The sequence below is a fragment of the Microbacterium sp. SORGH_AS_0862 genome (genome assembly GCF_030818795.1).
Classification (GTDB): Bacteria; Actinomycetota; Actinomycetes; order Actinomycetales; family Microbacteriaceae; genus Microbacterium.
In genome coordinates, this window is sequence record NZ_JAUTAY010000001.1 from 2,555,119 (window position 1) to 2,569,503 (window position 14,385).

15 protein-coding genes are annotated in these 14,385 nt (G+C 69.9%); 9 read left to right on the forward strand and 6 right to left on the reverse strand.

The annotated features are described in order from the left end of the window. Position 1 precedes the first annotated feature (1 nt). The 3 genes from QE377_RS12405 to QE377_RS12415 are packed head-to-tail and all read right to left on the reverse strand — an operon-like array spanning position 2 to position 3,847. Positions 2-940 carry an NUDIX domain-containing protein gene (locus QE377_RS12405; RefSeq protein WP_307323581.1) on the reverse strand — a complete coding sequence of 313 codons (939 nt, stop codon included), beginning with the start codon at positions 938-940 and terminating at the stop codon, positions 2-4. Further along, entirely contained in the window at positions 937-3,102 is a 2,166-nt protein-coding gene (locus tag QE377_RS12410) for an RNA degradosome polyphosphate kinase (protein WP_307323583.1), read from the reverse strand. Before QE377_RS12410 ends, QE377_RS12405 begins: the two co-directional genes overlap by 4 nt. 49 nt (positions 3,103-3,151) lie before the next feature. Then, a complete protein-coding gene (locus QE377_RS12415) occupies positions 3,152-3,847 on the reverse strand; it encodes a response regulator transcription factor (protein ID WP_137417686.1) in 696 nt (231 codons plus the stop codon). Between the two features lie 116 nt (positions 3,848-3,963). Between QE377_RS12415 and QE377_RS12420 the strand changes: the two genes are divergently transcribed. From QE377_RS12420 to QE377_RS12435, 4 genes are all read left to right on the forward strand, one after another. Then, a complete protein-coding gene (locus QE377_RS12420) occupies positions 3,964-4,260 on the forward strand; it encodes a hypothetical protein (protein WP_307323589.1) in 297 nt (98 codons plus the stop codon). A 161-nt stretch (positions 4,261-4,421) separates the two neighbouring features. Further along, complete coding sequence (locus QE377_RS12425; RefSeq protein WP_307323592.1) at positions 4,422-5,021, forward strand: FABP family protein; 600 nt, start codon at positions 4,422-4,424, stop codon at positions 5,019-5,021. After that, positions 5,021-6,109 (forward strand): folate-binding protein YgfZ, encoded by a 1,089-nt coding sequence (locus QE377_RS12430; RefSeq protein ID WP_307323595.1) that lies wholly within the window; start codon positions 5,021-5,023, stop codon positions 6,107-6,109. The genes QE377_RS12425 and QE377_RS12430 overlap by 1 nt, the downstream gene beginning before the upstream one ends. Beyond that, positions 6,106-7,224, forward strand: coding sequence for an aromatic acid exporter family protein (locus QE377_RS12435; protein WP_307323598.1), 1,119 nt, complete (start codon positions 6,106-6,108; stop codon positions 7,222-7,224). The genes QE377_RS12430 and QE377_RS12435 overlap by 4 nt, the downstream gene beginning before the upstream one ends. 11 nt (positions 7,225-7,235) lie before the next feature. On the opposite strand, the gene QE377_RS12440 is transcribed toward QE377_RS12435, so the two are convergent. Continuing rightward, positions 7,236-8,051: a class I SAM-dependent methyltransferase gene (locus QE377_RS12440; RefSeq protein ID WP_307323601.1), complete on the reverse strand. Its 816-nt coding sequence runs from the start codon at positions 8,049-8,051 to the stop codon at positions 7,236-7,238. A gap of 40 nt (positions 8,052-8,091) precedes the next feature. On the opposite strand from QE377_RS12440, the gene QE377_RS12445 reads away from it, so the two are divergent. Further along, a complete protein-coding gene (locus tag QE377_RS12445; RefSeq protein ID WP_307323602.1) occupies positions 8,092-8,838 on the forward strand; it encodes a phosphoglyceromutase in 747 nt (248 codons plus the stop codon). A 61-nt stretch (positions 8,839-8,899) separates the two neighbouring features. Here QE377_RS12445 and phoU read toward each other — a convergent pair whose 3' ends face one another. Beyond that, a complete protein-coding gene (gene phoU, locus QE377_RS12450) occupies positions 8,900-9,568 on the reverse strand; it encodes a phosphate signaling complex protein PhoU (protein ID WP_307323604.1) in 669 nt (222 codons plus the stop codon). Positions 9,569-9,736: 168 nt separating this feature from the next. Here phoU and QE377_RS12455 point away from each other — a divergent pair, with 168 nt between their 5' ends. Together QE377_RS12455 and QE377_RS12460 are read left to right on the forward strand one after the other, a co-directional pair. After that, the gene (locus QE377_RS12455) at positions 9,737-10,969 is read left to right on the forward strand and encodes a cell wall metabolism sensor histidine kinase WalK (RefSeq protein WP_307323606.1); all 1,233 of its coding nucleotides are present in this window, start codon (positions 9,737-9,739) and stop codon (positions 10,967-10,969) included. Further along, positions 10,966-11,649, forward strand: coding sequence for a response regulator transcription factor (locus QE377_RS12460; protein ID WP_234074871.1), 684 nt, complete (start codon positions 10,966-10,968; stop codon positions 11,647-11,649). Before QE377_RS12455 ends, QE377_RS12460 begins: the two co-directional genes overlap by 4 nt. A gap of 57 nt (positions 11,650-11,706) precedes the next feature. Here QE377_RS12460 and QE377_RS12465 read toward each other — a convergent pair whose 3' ends face one another. Next, positions 11,707-12,177 carry a DNA modification methylase gene (locus QE377_RS12465; RefSeq protein WP_307323610.1) on the reverse strand — a complete coding sequence of 157 codons (471 nt, stop codon included), beginning with the start codon at positions 12,175-12,177 and terminating at the stop codon, positions 11,707-11,709. A gap of 511 nt (positions 12,178-12,688) precedes the next feature. On the opposite strand from QE377_RS12465, the gene QE377_RS12470 reads away from it, so the two are divergent. Both QE377_RS12470 and ispD read left to right on the forward strand, forming a co-directional pair. Next, entirely contained in the window at positions 12,689-13,171 is a 483-nt protein-coding gene (locus QE377_RS12470) for a CarD family transcriptional regulator (protein ID WP_137417676.1), read from the forward strand. A gap of 14 nt (positions 13,172-13,185) precedes the next feature. Further along, a complete protein-coding gene (gene ispD / locus QE377_RS12475) occupies positions 13,186-14,385 on the forward strand; it encodes a 2-C-methyl-D-erythritol 4-phosphate cytidylyltransferase (RefSeq protein WP_307323616.1) in 1,200 nt (399 codons plus the stop codon).

Here is a 14,385-nt window from a genome sequence, read left to right on the forward strand (position 1 = left end):
GTCAGACCTTCGGCAGATGCGTCTCGATCGCGGCGATGCCGGAACCGGGGTTCGTGCGCGACAGGTGCACCACCGAGAATCCGCCGACCTCCAGCGCGGACGCGCTGCCGAGATACGAGCCGCGCAGCGTGCCGGTCGCGAGAGCCAGCTCGTGCAGGATGTCGGGCAGGACGGGTCCGTGGCTGCACACCACGGCCGGCTTGCGTGAGCGCACCCGCTTGCCGACGACGGTGCGGGCGTCGGAACGCCCCTCCTCCCACGCATCCTGGCTGATGAGCTCGCTCGTCTTGACCGACCGACCGAGGGCGGCGGACAGCGGAGCCACCGTCTCGGTGCAGCGGACCGCATCCGACGACACGATCCGACGGATGCCGAACGCGCTGAGCGGTCCGACGATCGCCTCCGCCTGCTTGCGCCCGCGCGCGGTGAGGGGACGGGACGCATCGGAGCCCGACCACTCGTCGCGCGGCGTGGCCTTCGCGTGGCGCAGCACGACGATCGGGAACGTCTCCAGAACGCCGTCGTCGACGAACCGCAGGAAGTTCTCAACGATCTCGACGTCGACGGGGTAGCTCAGGTAGGTGAGCGTCTTCCGCGGGCTCACCCATTCGATGGCGGCGATCTCCTTGTTCGGCACGAACGCGGACGCGCGGATGGCGGCATCGGTGGCCTCCGCCGACCAGTAGTGCACGATCTTCTCGCGCCGGCTCGGCAGCGTGTAGCGGGAGACGCCCACCGGAAGTCCGAGGGAGACGGCGATGCCGGTCTCCTCGAAGATCTCGCGCACGGCGGTCTCCACCAGCGCCTCGCCCGGGTCGACCTTCCCCTTCGGAAGGGTGACGTCGCGGTACCGGGTGCGGTGGATGAGGAGGATCTTCAGCTTGTCCTCGACCCGGCGCCAGACGATTCCGCCCGCGGCATAGACGGCGGTGTGCGTCATCGAACCGCCCTCGAACGCCGACGCCGTTGCACCTGGAACATCGTCTTGTCCTGCAGGTCGACGAGGGCCTTGCCCTCGGCGTCGGTCGAGTGCCGCGTCCACGTGCCGTCGCCCTCGAGCCACCAGGAGCTGGTGGCGTCACTCATCGCGAGGGAGAACAGATCGCTCAGCTCGGCGATCTGCGCGGGCGCGGTGATGCGAACCAGCGCCTCGACGCGGCGGTCGAGGTTGCGGTGCATCATGTCTGCCGAGCCGATGAACGTCTCGGGGTCGCCGTCGTTGTCGAACGCGAAGATCCGCGAGTGCTCGAGGTAGCGGCCGAGGATCGAGCGCACCGTGATGTTCTCGCTCAGCCCTTCGACGCCGGGCCGGATGCTGCAGATGCCGCGCACCCACACCTCGACCGGCACCCCGGCGCGGCTCGCCCGGTAGAGCGCGTCGATGATCTGCTCGTCGACCATCGAGTTGACCTTGATACGGATGCCGGAGCTCTTGCCGTCGAGGGCGTGCTTGCGCTCGCGCTCGATGAGACGGACCAGACCTTTGCGCAGGTGCAGCGGGGCGACGAGCAGACGCTTGAACTTCTTCTCGATCGCGTATCCGCTCAGCTCGTTGAACAGGCGGGTGAGGTCGCGGCCGACCTCGTCGCTCGCGGTGAACAGGCCGAAGTCCTCGTAGATGCGGCTGGTCTTCGGGTTGTAGTTGCCGGTGCCCACGTGGCAGTAGCTGCGCAGCACGCCGTTCTCCTCGCGGATCACGAGGGCGAGCTTGCAGTGCGTCTTCAGTCCGACGAGGCCGTAGACGACGTGCACACCGGCCTTTTCGAGCTTGCGGGCCCAGACGATGTTGTTCGCCTCGTCGAAGCGTGCCTTGACCTCGACGAGGGCCAGCACCTGCTTGCCCGCCTCGGCGGCGTCGATCAGCGCCTGCACGATCGGGCTGTCACCCGAGGTGCGATACAGGGTCTGCTTGATCGCGAGCACGTGCGGGTCTTTCGCCGCCTGCTCGAGGAAGGCCTGCACGCTGGTGGCGAAGGACTCGTAGGGGTGGTGCACCAGCACGTCGCCCTTGCGGATGGCGGCGAAGATGTCGGCGCGCTCGTTGTTGTCTCCCGGCTGGAACGCCAGCGCCGTCGTGGGAACGTGCGGCGGGTAGTGCAGGTCGGGGCGGTCGATGCGCGAGAGGTCGAAGAGCCCCCGCAGATCCAGCGGCCCGGGGAGGCGATAGACCTCCTGCTCGGTGATGTCGAGCTCCTTGATCAGCAGGTCGAGGGTGAGCTCGTCCATGTCGTCGGTGATCTCGAGGCGGATGGGCGGGCCGAAGCGCCGACGCATGAGCTCGGCCTCGAGCGCCTGGATGAGATTCTCGGTCTCGTCCTCCTCGATCACCATGTCTTCGTTGCGCGTGAGACGGAACGCGTGGTGGTCGAGGATCTCCATGCCCGGGAACAGGTCGGAGAGGTGGTTGGCGATCAGATCTTCGAGCGCGAGGTAGCGCACCCGCTCGCCGTCGCGCGAGACCTCGACGAACCGAGGGAGCATGGGCGGCACCTTCAGGCGCGCGAACTCCTGCCGGCCGGTCTTCGCGTTGCGGATGCGGATCGCCAGGTTCAGTGACAGACCGGAGATGTAGGGGAAGGGGTGAGCGGGGTCGACCGCGAGCGGCATGAGCACGGGGAACACCTGCGACTGGAAGTAGTCGGACAGGCGCGCGCGGTCGTCTTCATCGAGGTCGCTCCAGCCGATCACCTCGATGCCGGAGCTCGCCAGGGCGGGGCGCACGAGCTGTTGCCATGCCTCGGCGTGACGCAGCTGGAGGGCGTGCGCCTCGCGGGAGATGTCGGCGAGGACGTCTTGCGCCGCGCGGCCGATGTTCGTCGGCACCGCGAGGCCCGTGATGATGCGGCGCTTGAGGCCCGCGACGCGCACCATGAAGAACTCGTCGAGGTTGCTGCCGAAGATGGCGAGGAAGTTCGCGCGCTCGAGCGTCGGCACGGCCGGGTCCTCCGCGAGCTCCAGCACACGCTGGTTGAACGCCAGCCAGCTCAGCTCGCGATCGAGATACCTCGCCTCGGGCAGCTCCGTGTCACCGCCGTCGGTGACGTCGAAGTCGTCGTCGTCGGCATCGCCCAAGCCCGCATCGAGCATCACGTCGGAGATCATTCCCACATCCTTGCAGCCAGAGGTGACACGAGTGTGAACTCCGCGAGGGTCAGGATCCGGCGCGCTCCCCGGCAGCCGGGATCTGGTCCTCTTCGTACACGTTGAAGCGGTAGCCGACGTTGCGCACGGTGCCGATGAGCTGCTCGAGATCGCCGAGCTTCGCGCGCAGGCGCCGCACGTGCACGTCGACCGTGCGCGTGCCGCCGAAGTAGTCGTAACCCCACACCTCGCTGAGCAGCTGCTCCCGCGTGAACACTCGCGACGGATGCGTCGCGAAGAAGTGCAGCAGCTGGAACTCCTTGTAGGTCAGATCCAGCGGCTTGCCGTGCACTTTGGCCGAGTACGAGGACTCGTCGATCGTGATACCGGAGGTCTGGATGCGGGTCGAGACCTGCTCCTTCGACATGCGACCGACGGCGAGTCGGATGCGGGCGTCGACCTCGGCAGGACCGGCTCCGACCAGGATCACGTCGTCGACGCCCCAGTCGGTGGACACCGCGGTCAGCCCGCCTTCGGTGACGATGAGCACGAGAGGTGCGTCGAGTCCCGTGGTCGTCAGGATCTTGCAGAGCGACTTGGCGCCGACGAGGTCGTGACGCGCGTCGACGAAGACGACGTCCGCGTTCGGGGCGTTCACGAGCTGCGCGGGCTCCGCGGGGATCTGGCGGACACGATGGCTCAACAGCTCCAGCGCCGGGAGCGCGGGCGCGCTACCGGCGGAACTCAGAACGAGAAGCTGTGCCAAAGTCACCCTCCGGGCGGGGTCCGCGTCGTGCTCATCTTATGCGCAGCCGCGAGGCACGCAGATCTCACCGGGACATACGACGTGCAGCGCGCGCTCCCATGCGTGAGAATGATCGTATGACGACACCGGAACTGGCGCCACGTCGGCCCTTCGGCGGCATCGTGGCCGTCTGGGTGTTCGCGGCCGTCGTCGGCATCGCCGTCGCGCTGTTCGTCCCGTCGCCGTGGCACGCGACATGGATGACGCTGGCGCTCGCCGCATCCGTCATCCTCGCCTTCGCCATCCAGCTGGCGTACGGGCGGGTGCAGCGCTTCATCCAACGCGTGGCGCTCAGCAGCATCGGGGCCCTCCTCGTGCTCGGTGTGATCAGCGTCGCCGTGGCGCTCTCGTCGCTCATCGCCAGCTCGCGCTGAGCCCATCGCCGTCGCGGACGGGCTACCATGGGGCGCATGGACCTGGTCGCGCTCGAAATGTTCTTCGTGGGCCTGCTCGTGCTCGCCTCCCTCGCCATCGCCTTCGTCTCGGGCGCCGTGGTCTGGAACCTCTACCGCGGCCAGCGCTGACGGAGCGGGCGATGATCGAGCTCCCCACCGATCTGCCCGCCGACCTCGCACCCCTCTCGTGGCTCCTCGGAGTCTGGGAGGGGACCGGCGTGATCGACTATGAGGCGGGCGATCACCACTTCTCCGGTGAGTTCACGCACCGCGTGAGCTTCAGCCACGACGGCGGCGACGCCGTCAACTACTCGGCCACAGCCTGGTTCGGTGAGGGCGAATCGCGGCGCCTGCTCGTCTCCGAGGTGGGATTCTGGCGCGTTGTGCGACCGCAGGGACCCGGGGATCCCGGACCGGGACTGCTCCCACCCCTCTCCGATGAGCCGGCGCGCACGGCCGATGACGTCGAGGCACTGCGCACCGCCGAGGGCGGCTTCGAGATCGCGGCGAACATCGTGCACGCCGACGGCGTCAGCGAGCTCTACCTCGGCCAGATCCGCGGCCCGCGCATCGACATCGCCACCGACGCGGTCATCGCCGCGCCCGGGACCAAGGCCTACACGGCCGCGACGCGGCTGTACGGCCTGGTCGACGGGCACCTGCTCTGGGCATGGGACATCGCCGCCCTCGGATCCGAGCTCGGCTCGCACGCATCCGCCCGCCTGGCGAAGGTGGACTGATGATCGCCTCGCCCGCCGGCGCGATCACCGACGGCGATGTGCTGCTGCACGTCGGCGATCCGATGCGCGAACAGCGTGCGCTGGTGCGCGGCAGGGCCGTCGCGCCCCGCGGCGGCCGCGGCGTCATCGCCGTCACGGGTGTCGACCGGTTGAGCTGGCTCGATTCGATCACGACCCAGGCGCTCGCGCGGCTGGAGCCCGGGGTGTCGACCGAACTCCTGGTGCTCGATCCGCAGGGACGCGTGGAGCACGCGGCGGCCGTGCTGGACGACGGCGAGACGACCTGGCTCATCGCGGATGCGGGTGACGTGCCCGCCCTCGCGACCTGGCTGGGCCGCATGCGCTTCCGGCTGCGCGTCGAGGTCCGCGAGGCCTCGGCCGAGGTCGCGGTCGTGGGGGCCACGGATGCGGGGCTCGCCCTCATCCGTCCGCTCGTCGTCGGCGAGACGCCTCTCGTCTGGCGCGATCCGTGGCCCGGGGTCGCCGTCGGCGGCGCCGCGTACGGTCCCATCGAGGAGCATCCCGGCACAGAGCGCAGCTGGAACGAAGCACTCGTGGATGCCGCCGAGGCGTCGCGGCTGGCGCAGCTGGCCGCATCCGGCGAGATCGGCTTCGCGGGTGAGCTCGCGGTCGAGGCACTTCGCGTCGCCGCGTGGCGTCCCCGCTTCGCGGAGGAGGTCGACGAGCGCACGATCCCGCACGAGCTCGACTGGCTCCGCACCGCCGTGCATCTCGACAAGGGCTGCTACCGCGGGCAGGAGACGGTGGCGAAGGTGCACAACCTCGGTCACCCGCCGCGTCGTCTGGTCAGCCTGCACCTCGACGGCAGTGCCGAATCCCTGCCCTCGCGCGGCGATGCGGTCGCCGTCGGCGATGTCGAGATCGGTCGCATCACCTCTGCCGCCCGTCACTTCGAGGACGGTCCGATCGCACTGGCCGTCGTCAAACGCACGGCCGACACCGACGCCGACGTCGTGGTGCACACCGCGGACGGCGACGTCGCCGCATCCGTCACCACCGTCGTGCCGCCGGATGCGGGCGCCAGCGCCGGCGTGCCGCGCTTGCCCCGACTCTCGCGCCGGCGGTGACGGTGCCCCCGGGCGGCGCCGACACCACGAGCGTGTCGACGCGGCTGCGAGAGCGCTTCGATCCGAGACCCGCGCTCTCCCGTGCCGTGACGGATCTGCCCGCCATCGCCCAGCTGACGGTGGCGGCGATGGGCGCCTACGTCTTCTCGCTGTTCGTCCTCGGGCACTCGGCGCCCGTGCTCGCCGGCACGGTGGCGGTGTCGAGCCTCGGCCTCGTGCGCGACGCCCGACCACGGCGCGTGGCCGAGACGGTGGGCGGGATGCTGCTGGGCATCGTCATCTCCGAGATCCTCCTGCGCCTGGTCGGCCCCGGCTGGTGGCAGCTGGGCATCACCCTCGCGGTCGTCGTGTTCGTGGCCAGGGCGCTCTCGCCGCAGCCCGGCTTCGCCATCGCGGCGGCGATCCAGGGGCTCATCGTGCTGCTGTTCCCGATGGCGCCGACGGAGGCGTCGTGGAGCCGGCTGGCGGACGGCGCGGTCGGCGGCGTCGCGGCGCTCCTGGTGACAGCCCTCGTGCCCCGGAATCCTCGTGCGGAGGTGCTGCGGGAGGCGAGGGCCCTCTTCGCCGCGATCGATGACGCGACCGCGACCCTCATCCGTGCGCTCGAGGACGGCGACCGCTCGCGCGCCGAGCGTGCGCTGGAGAAGGCCCGCGCGCTCGACCCGCTCGTGCGGGCCTGGCAGGAGTCGCTCGATTCGGCCGTCGCGGTCGCGCGTATCTCCCCGTTCCTACGGAGACGCCGCGCGGAGCTCGACCGATACCGCCGCGTCATGGCGGCCACGGACCTCGCGGTGCGCAACCTCCGCGTCGTGGCGCGTCGATCCGGCTACCTCATCGATGACGGCGTGCCCCGCCCCATCCCCGCCGACCTGCTGAGGTCCCTGGCGCGGGCTCTCGCGCTCGTGGGGGAATCGCTCGACGACATCGCGCAGCAGATCCCCGCGCGCGAGGCTGCGCGGGCCGTCGCGCGCCACCTGGACCCGGCGCAGCTGGCGCCGGGCGCCTCCGCCGGCGAGCACAGCGTCATCTCCGCCCTGCGACCGTTCGCGGTCGATCTGCTCGTGGCGACTGGCCTCGGCGAAGACGAGGCGCGGGCCGCCATGCCCCGCATCTGAGGCGCCGTCTCTCAGCGGGGCGCCACCCGCTCCCACGGCACCGTCAGCTCGCCCAGGCGCCACCGCGAACGCTGCCGGAGGGGCCAGCCGCTTGCCTCGAGCGCCGAGAGCGCCGCCTGCCACCGCTGCGCGGGGGAGAACGTCGCGAGCGGCGCCGCGCGTGTCCACTCGACATCCAGCGCGCGCAGCAGCTCGTGCACGCCCTCGCCGGGCACGTTGCGGTGGATCAGCGCCTTCGGCAGACGCTCGGCCGCGATCGAGGGGAGCTCCAGACCGGTCAGCCGCAGCGAGATCGTCAGTGTGCGCGGGATGCCGTCGGAACCGATCTCGATCCAGGTGCTGATCCGGCCGAGCTCGTCGCACGTCCCCTCGACGAGCATGCCGCCCGCATCCAAGCGCGCCGTCATGCGCTCCCACGCCGCCGGTACCTCGTCCTCGTCGTACTGACGGAGCACGTTGAACGCGCGGATGATGCGCGGCCGGTCCGGAAGCGGGATCTCGAAGCCGCCGCGGGCGAATGAGACCCGCGCGTCGGGACGGAAGGTCGTCGCCTCGTCGCGCACCGCATCGAGCTGTGCCCGAGCACGTGCCACGCGTGCGGGATCGATCTCGAGCCCGTACACGCGCACATCGGGGCGGATGCGGTGCAGCCGCGCCTCGAGCTCCAGCGCGGTGACGCCGCTCGCGCCGAAGCCGAGATCCACCACGAGCGGTTCCGGTTCCGCTGTCCGAAGCGCGCGGTGGCGGGCGATCCACCTGTCCACCCGGCGGAGGCGGTTCGTGCCCGTCGTGCCCCGGGTGATGCGACCCGAAGGCGTAGGACTCATGGCCCCATGATGCCAGCGTCGCGGTCGATATCATGGGCTCATGACCACCCCTCACACCCTGATCCTGCTGCGCCACGGCCAAAGCCAGTGGAACGAGCTCAACCTCTTCACCGGATGGGTCGACGTGCGCCTGACCGACCAGGGCAAGGCCGAGGCCGCCCGCGGCGGCGAGCTGCTCGCCGAGGCAGGCCTGCTGCCCGACGTCGTCCACACGTCGCTGCTGAGCCGCGCGATCCAGACCGCCAACCTCGCGCTCGACGCCGCCGACCGCCTGTGGATCCCCGTCAAGCGCACGTGGCGCCTCAACGAGCGGCACTACGGCGCGCTGCAGGGCAAGGACAAGGCCGAGACCCTCGCCGAGTTCGGCCAGGAGCAGTTCATGCTGTGGCGTCGTTCGTTCGACGTTCCGCCGCCGCCGCTCGATGACGCATCCGAGTTCAGCCAGGTGAGCGACCCGCGCTACGTCGGGATCGACGGCGAGGTGCCGCGCACCGAGTCGCTCAAGCTCGTGATCGACCGGCTCCTTCCGTACTGGAGCGAGTCGATCGTCCCCGACCTCACCGCGGGTAAGACGGTGCTCGTCGCCGCCCACGGCAACTCGCTGCGCGGCCTCGTGAAGCACCTCGAGGGAATCAGCGACGACGACATCGCCGAGCTGAACATCCCCACGGGCATCCCGCTGGTGTACCGCCTCGACGAGAACCTGCAGGCGCTGGGCAAGGGCGAGTACCTCGACCCCGAGGCGGCTGCGGCGGGCGCTGCCGCCGTCGCCAACCAGGGCAAGTAAGCCGACACGGGAAGGGCCCGGATGCGCGATGCATCCGGGCCCTTCCCGTGTGTGAGCCGGGTCAGATCTGAGGTTCGCCCTCGGGCTGCGGGGCCCAGTCGCCCGTCGCCAGGTAGACGATCTTCTTCGCGACCGAGACCGCGTGGTCGCCGAAACGCTCGTGGTAGCGGCTGGCCAGCGTCGCATCGACGGTCGCGGCCGCCTCGCCCTGCCAGGACTCGCTGAGCACCTTCTCGAAGACGCTGACGTGCAGCTCGTCGAGCTTGTCATCCTCATTGCGCAGCTGCTCGGCCAGATCCAGGTCGCGCGTGCGCAGCAGCTCGGTCAGCTTGCGCGCCACGTCGACGTCGATCTCGCCCATCTTCGTGAAGGTGCCCTTCAGACCCTTCGGGATGGCGCGGTCGGGGAAGCGCATGCGGGTCAGCTGCGCGATGTGCTCGGCGATGTCGCCCATGCGCTCGAGCGAGGCGCTGATGCGCAGCGCCGAGACGACCGTGCGCAGGTCGCTCGCCACGGGCTGCTGGCGCGCCAGGATGTCGATGGCCAGCTCGTCGAGCTCGATCGCCTTGTCATCGATCACCGAGTCGTTGTCGATGACCTCCTCCGCGAGCGCGACATTGCTCGTACCGAACGCCCTGGTCGCCTTCTCGATGGCCTCGGTGACGAGCTCGGAGATCTCGACGAGCCGGACACGGACCTCGTCGAGGGACTGCTGGAAAACCTCGCGCATGAAACAGGCACCTTCCTGGGGTGATCGTGGGCGGCACGGGACGGGCCCGGGCGATTCTCGCCGTCGAAGGTTAACGAACGGTGCCGCGGGAGTGAATGTTACCTGCGGTACCGCCTCGGGAGGCGCCTGAGACAGGGTGCGGGTTCAGCATCCATTTACGCTGGAGCCATGAACTCGTCGCAGCTCGCGCTGCTGGCCCTGGTCATGGGCGTCGTCCTCGGGGCGTCGATCACCCTCCTGATCATCGGCGCGATGCGGGCGCGGGCCCGCGTCGAGGCGCGCAACTCGACGGCCGTTCCGGAGGGCGTCCCGGACGTCCTGGCCGCGATGGACGACAGTGCGCTCGTGGTGGACGGGTCAGGAACGGTGCGCGCCGCATCCGCATCCGCCGAAGCGTTCGGTATCCACGTCGACGAGGTCGTGCCCGACGATCGCATCCGCGAGCTCGCGCGCGCGGTGCGCTCAGGGGGAATCAGCACCGCGAGTCTGACGCTGCGCCGATCCTCCTCTCCCGCGGAGCCCCGTCTCGTCTCGGCCCGCGCGACGACCATCTCGCCGAAGCTCGTACTCATCGTCATCCGAGACATCACCGAGCGCGAGCGGGTCGAGCAGATGCGTCGCGACTTCGTCGCGAACACCTCCCACGAGTTGAAGACGCCCGTGGGGGCGGTCAGTCTGCTCGCGGAGGCGATCGAGTCGGCGGCGGACGACCCCGCGCAGGTACGCATCTTCGCCGCTCGTCTAAGTGCCGAGGCGCAGCGACTGGCCTCCCTCACGTCCCGCGTCATGAACCTCTCCCGGCTGCAGTCCGCGGACGAGCTCGCCGAGGTCGGCGACGTCTCGGTGGATTCCGTCGTCACGGCCGCCTGCGAGGCGCACGCGCTCGCCGCAGGCTCCGCCGGGGTGACCGTCGTGCGCGGCGGCACGCGAGGCCTGTACGTGCGCGGCGACACGCAGATCCTCACCGAGGCGCTCGGCAACCTGGTGGCCAACGCGATCGCGTACTCGCCCAGCGGATCGAGCGTCGGCATCGGGGTGAAGCAGGTGCACAACTCCGTGGAGATCGCGGTCACCGACCGCGGCATCGGCATCTCCGAGGCCGATCAGCAACGCGTCTTCGAGCGCTTCTTCCGCTCGGACCAGGCACGCTCTCGCCGCACCGGCGGCACGGGGCTGGGGCTGTCGATCGTGAAGCACGCCGTTCAGCGGCACGGCGGCGAGGTGCGAGTGTGGTCGCGCGTCGGACGCGGCTCGACCTTCACCATCCAACTTCCGATCGCGACGCCGCCGGATGACCTCGAGGCAGTGACGCCCCGCGGCCGGCGTCGCCCCAAGAAGACCAAGAAGACCCCCGCCGCGTCCACGGCCGCGGCACCGAACCCGAACGGAGTCACCGAATGACCCGCGTCCTGATCGTCGAGGACGAGCCCGACCTCGCCGACCCGCTCGCCTACCTGCTTCGCAGGGAGGGGTTCGAGGTCGAGATCGCCGAAGACGGCGCCGTCGCGCTGTCCGCGTTCCGTGAACGCGGAGCCGACATCGTGCTGCTCGACCTCATGCTGCCCGGCATGCCCGGCACCGAGGTGTGCCGACAGATTCGCACCGTCTCGTCCGTGCCGATCATCATGCTGACCGCCAAGGACAGCGAGGTCGACATCGTCGTGGGGCTGGAACTCGGCGCCGATGACTACGTCACCAAGCCGTACTCGGCCCGCGAGCTCCTGGCGCGGATGCGGGCGGTGCTGCGCCGCTTCGCGCAGGTGGAGGCCGACCTCGACGAACGCGTCCTCCAGGGCGGACGGGTGACGCTGGACATCGACCGCCACACCGTGACCGTGGGCGGCGAGGAGATCAACATGCCGCTCAAGGAGTTCGAGCTTCTCGAGGTCCTGATGCGCAACGCCGGTCGCGTGCTGACCCGGGGGCAGCTCATCGACCGTGTGTGGGGCACCGACTACTTCGGTGACACGAAGACCCTCGACGTGCACATCAAGCGCATCCGCTCGCGCATCGAGCAGAACCCGAGCGATCCGGTCATGCTCGTGACCGTCCGCGGACTGGGTTATCGGTTCGAGGCCTGAGACGAAGACGAAGGGCGGGGCACCCGGAGGTGTCCCGCCCTTTCGTGTGCGCGGCGCTCAGGGAGCGAGCGGCGTCAGATAGTCGAGGTCGCCGTTGAGGACGGGGATCTCCACGCGGGCCCCCTCGCCGTCACCGGACTGGAAGAAGATGGGCACGGTCGAGCCGGGGCGGGCGTCGAGGTCCTCGATGAGCAGCGGATCGGTGTCCTCCGTGCCCAGGCTCAAGGTGTCGCCGGCGGGCACGCGCACGGTTAGCTTCACCGCGTTCTCGCCGACCTCGAGGTTGAGCACCTGCGAGGAGTCGCTCTCGTTCACGATCGCGGCGACGAAGTTGCCCTCGGTGCCCTCGTCGTTGGCCACGATGAGCGCGTTGCGCACGGCGAGCGGACCGCTCGAAGCCGGAACGTTGAGTCCATCGGCGGGGGAGTACTGGATCGTCGTGCTCTGCGGCGAGAGCATGGCGCAGCCGCTCGTTCCCAGTGCGACAGCAGCCGCCACGACGACGGACGCGATCAGGCGCGTTTTCACGGTTCCTCCCGGTTGCAGACGGCTTCTCCAGCATTCTACGGGGTCCGGTCCGTCCGTCCTGTTCCGCCGCTCTCGCGCGGCCCTCGGCCGGGATTCACGCATGTCAGCCGTGCGTGCGCTCCCCGGCGCGCGACGTATGCACGACCCGCTTGCCCCACCCGGCCTCACGTGTCTCAGGGGCCTCCACCAGCCCCGCCGGTCGTGCACATGTCGCAGCATCCCGCGCCGCTTTGCGTGCACCGTCTCGCTACCGCGATCGCGCCACACTTCTCCGCATCCGCGACAGACAATGGCAGGCGCATGTGCGCAAAGGTGTGGCATCTGCGCATATGCGACGCAACTCGGGCAGTGACGGGGCTCGGGCAGTGACGGGAGTGGGGTGCGCGCGGGGTGCGCGCGCACCTGCGCGCGGCCGCGTACGCGCGGGGACGATGAGGTGGGGTGTGAGGGCGCGAACCCTAGCGCATTCGGCCCTGTGGTATCCTGGTCGTTGCCGAAAGGACATAACTCCATGCTTTTTGAGGTTGGCGAAACGGTCGTCTATCCGCACCACGGTGCCGCGACCATCATCGAGGTCAAGGAACGCGTCATCAAGGGCGAGACCAAGAAGTACTTGAAGCTCAACGTCACCCAAGGCGATCTGGTCATCGAGGTTCCGGCTGACAACGTCGACCTCGTGGGCGTGCGCGACGTGATCGGCAAGGACGGTCTCGAGCGTGTCTTCGAGGTCCTGCGTGCTCCGTTCACCGAGGAGCCGACCAACTGGTCGCGCCGCTACAAGGCGAACCTCGAGAAGCTCGCTTCGGGCGATGTGATCAAGGTCAGCGAGGTCGTCCGCGACCTGTGGCGCCGCGATCAGGACCGTGGTCTGTCCGCGGGTGAGAAGCGCATGCTCGCCAAGGCCAAGCAGATCCTCGTCTCCGAGCTCGCGCTCGCCGAGAAGACGGACGAGGAGAAGGCCAGCGTCCTGCTCGAAGAGGTCCTCGCCAGCTGACGAAAGGCGCCTTCGTGCCTCAGCCCGTGCCGCGTATCGCGGTCGTGGTCGTCGCCGGCGGGTCCGGTACCCGTCTCGGTGAAGATGTCCCCAAGGCCTTCGTGGGAATCGACACGCAGACGATGCTGCGTCATGCCCTCGACGGTGTCTTCCGCAGCGGGCTCGACGCCCAAGTGGTCGTCGTCGCTCCCGCCGATCGCACGGGCGAAGCTCTGACGGAGGCGCTCGCCGCCGCGGGGGACGCCCGTGAACGCGTGAGCGTCGTGTCGGGCGGCGACACCCGTCAGAAGTCGGTCGCCGCGGGGCTCGCTGCCCTCTGGGGCGACATCGAGATCGTGCTGGTCCACGATGCCGCGCGCGCCCTGACGCCGCCCGAGGTGTTCACCCGGGTCGTGGATGCCGTCGAACGGACCGGATGGGGCGCCGTTCCGGTCCTTCCGGTCGTCGACACGATCAAGCGCGTCGACGGCGATGAGATCGTCGGTGTGGTCGATCGCTCCGAGTTGGGCGCGGCGCAGACCCCGCAGGGATTCCGGCGCGACGTCCTGAGCGCGGCCTACGCCGTCGCCGACGCCGAGTTCACGGATGATGCGGCGCTCGTCGCCGCGGCGGGTCACCGCATCGCGGCCGTCGCGGGCGATGCGCTCGGCTTCAAGATCACGCATCCCGCCGACCTCGAGCGCGCACGCGCGCTTCTGGCACCCGCCGCCCAGCGCCCTGTGCACCTTCAGCAGCCGGTGCCCGCGCCGCGCGTGGGTGTCGGAACGGATGTCCACGCGTTCGCCGGAGACGGCGAGCTGTGGCTCGCGGGACTGCACTGGCCGGGCGAGCCGGCCCTCTCCGGACACTCGGACGGGGATGCGGTCGCCCACGCCGTCGTCGACGCCCTGCTGGCTGCGGCGGGTCTGGGCGACATCGGCACGCATTTCGGGGTCGACCGCCCCGAGTACGCGGACGCGCACGCTGACGCGTTCCTCGCTCGGACCCGCGCTCTCGTGGGCGAGGCGGGGTGGGTCGTCGGCAACGTGTCGGTGCAGGTGCAGACCACGCGTCCGCGGTTCGCGCCCCGGCGTCGCGAAGCGGAGGCGGCGCTGAGCGAAGCGCTGGGCGCCCCCGTATCCGTCTCCGCCACGACGACCGACGGGCTCGGCTTCGAGGGGCGTGGCGAGGGCGTGTTCGCGGTCGCCGTCGCGATGCTGCTTCCCGCGCAGTGA

Bases quoted from the DNA above. Each gene is read 5' to 3' on its own strand.
- QE377_RS12405 (WP_307323581.1), bottom strand. From the start codon at position 940: ATGACGCACACCGCCGTCTATGCCGCGGGCGGAATCGTCTGGCGCCGG.
- QE377_RS12410 (WP_307323583.1), bottom strand. From the start codon at position 3,102: ATGATCTCCGACGTGATGCTCGATGCGGGCTTGGGCGATGCCGACGAC.
- QE377_RS12420 (WP_307323589.1), top strand. From the start codon at position 3,964: ATGACGACACCGGAACTGGCGCCACGTCGGCCCTTCGGCGGCATCGTG.
- QE377_RS12425 (WP_307323592.1), top strand. From the start codon at position 4,422: ATGATCGAGCTCCCCACCGATCTGCCCGCCGACCTCGCACCCCTCTCG.
- QE377_RS12430 (WP_307323595.1), top strand. From the start codon at position 5,021: ATGATCGCCTCGCCCGCCGGCGCGATCACCGACGGCGATGTGCTGCTG.
- QE377_RS12440 (WP_307323601.1), bottom strand. From the start codon at position 8,051: ATGAGTCCTACGCCTTCGGGTCGCATCACCCGGGGCACGACGGGCACG.
- QE377_RS12445 (WP_307323602.1), top strand. From the start codon at position 8,092: ATGACCACCCCTCACACCCTGATCCTGCTGCGCCACGGCCAAAGCCAG.
- phoU (WP_307323604.1), bottom strand. From the start codon at position 9,568: ATGCGCGAGGTTTTCCAGCAGTCCCTCGACGAGGTCCGTGTCCGGCTC.
- QE377_RS12455 (WP_307323606.1), top strand. From the start codon at position 9,737: ATGAACTCGTCGCAGCTCGCGCTGCTGGCCCTGGTCATGGGCGTCGTC.
- QE377_RS12460 (WP_234074871.1), top strand. From the start codon at position 10,966: ATGACCCGCGTCCTGATCGTCGAGGACGAGCCCGACCTCGCCGACCCG.
- QE377_RS12470 (WP_137417676.1), top strand. From the start codon at position 12,689: ATGCTTTTTGAGGTTGGCGAAACGGTCGTCTATCCGCACCACGGTGCC.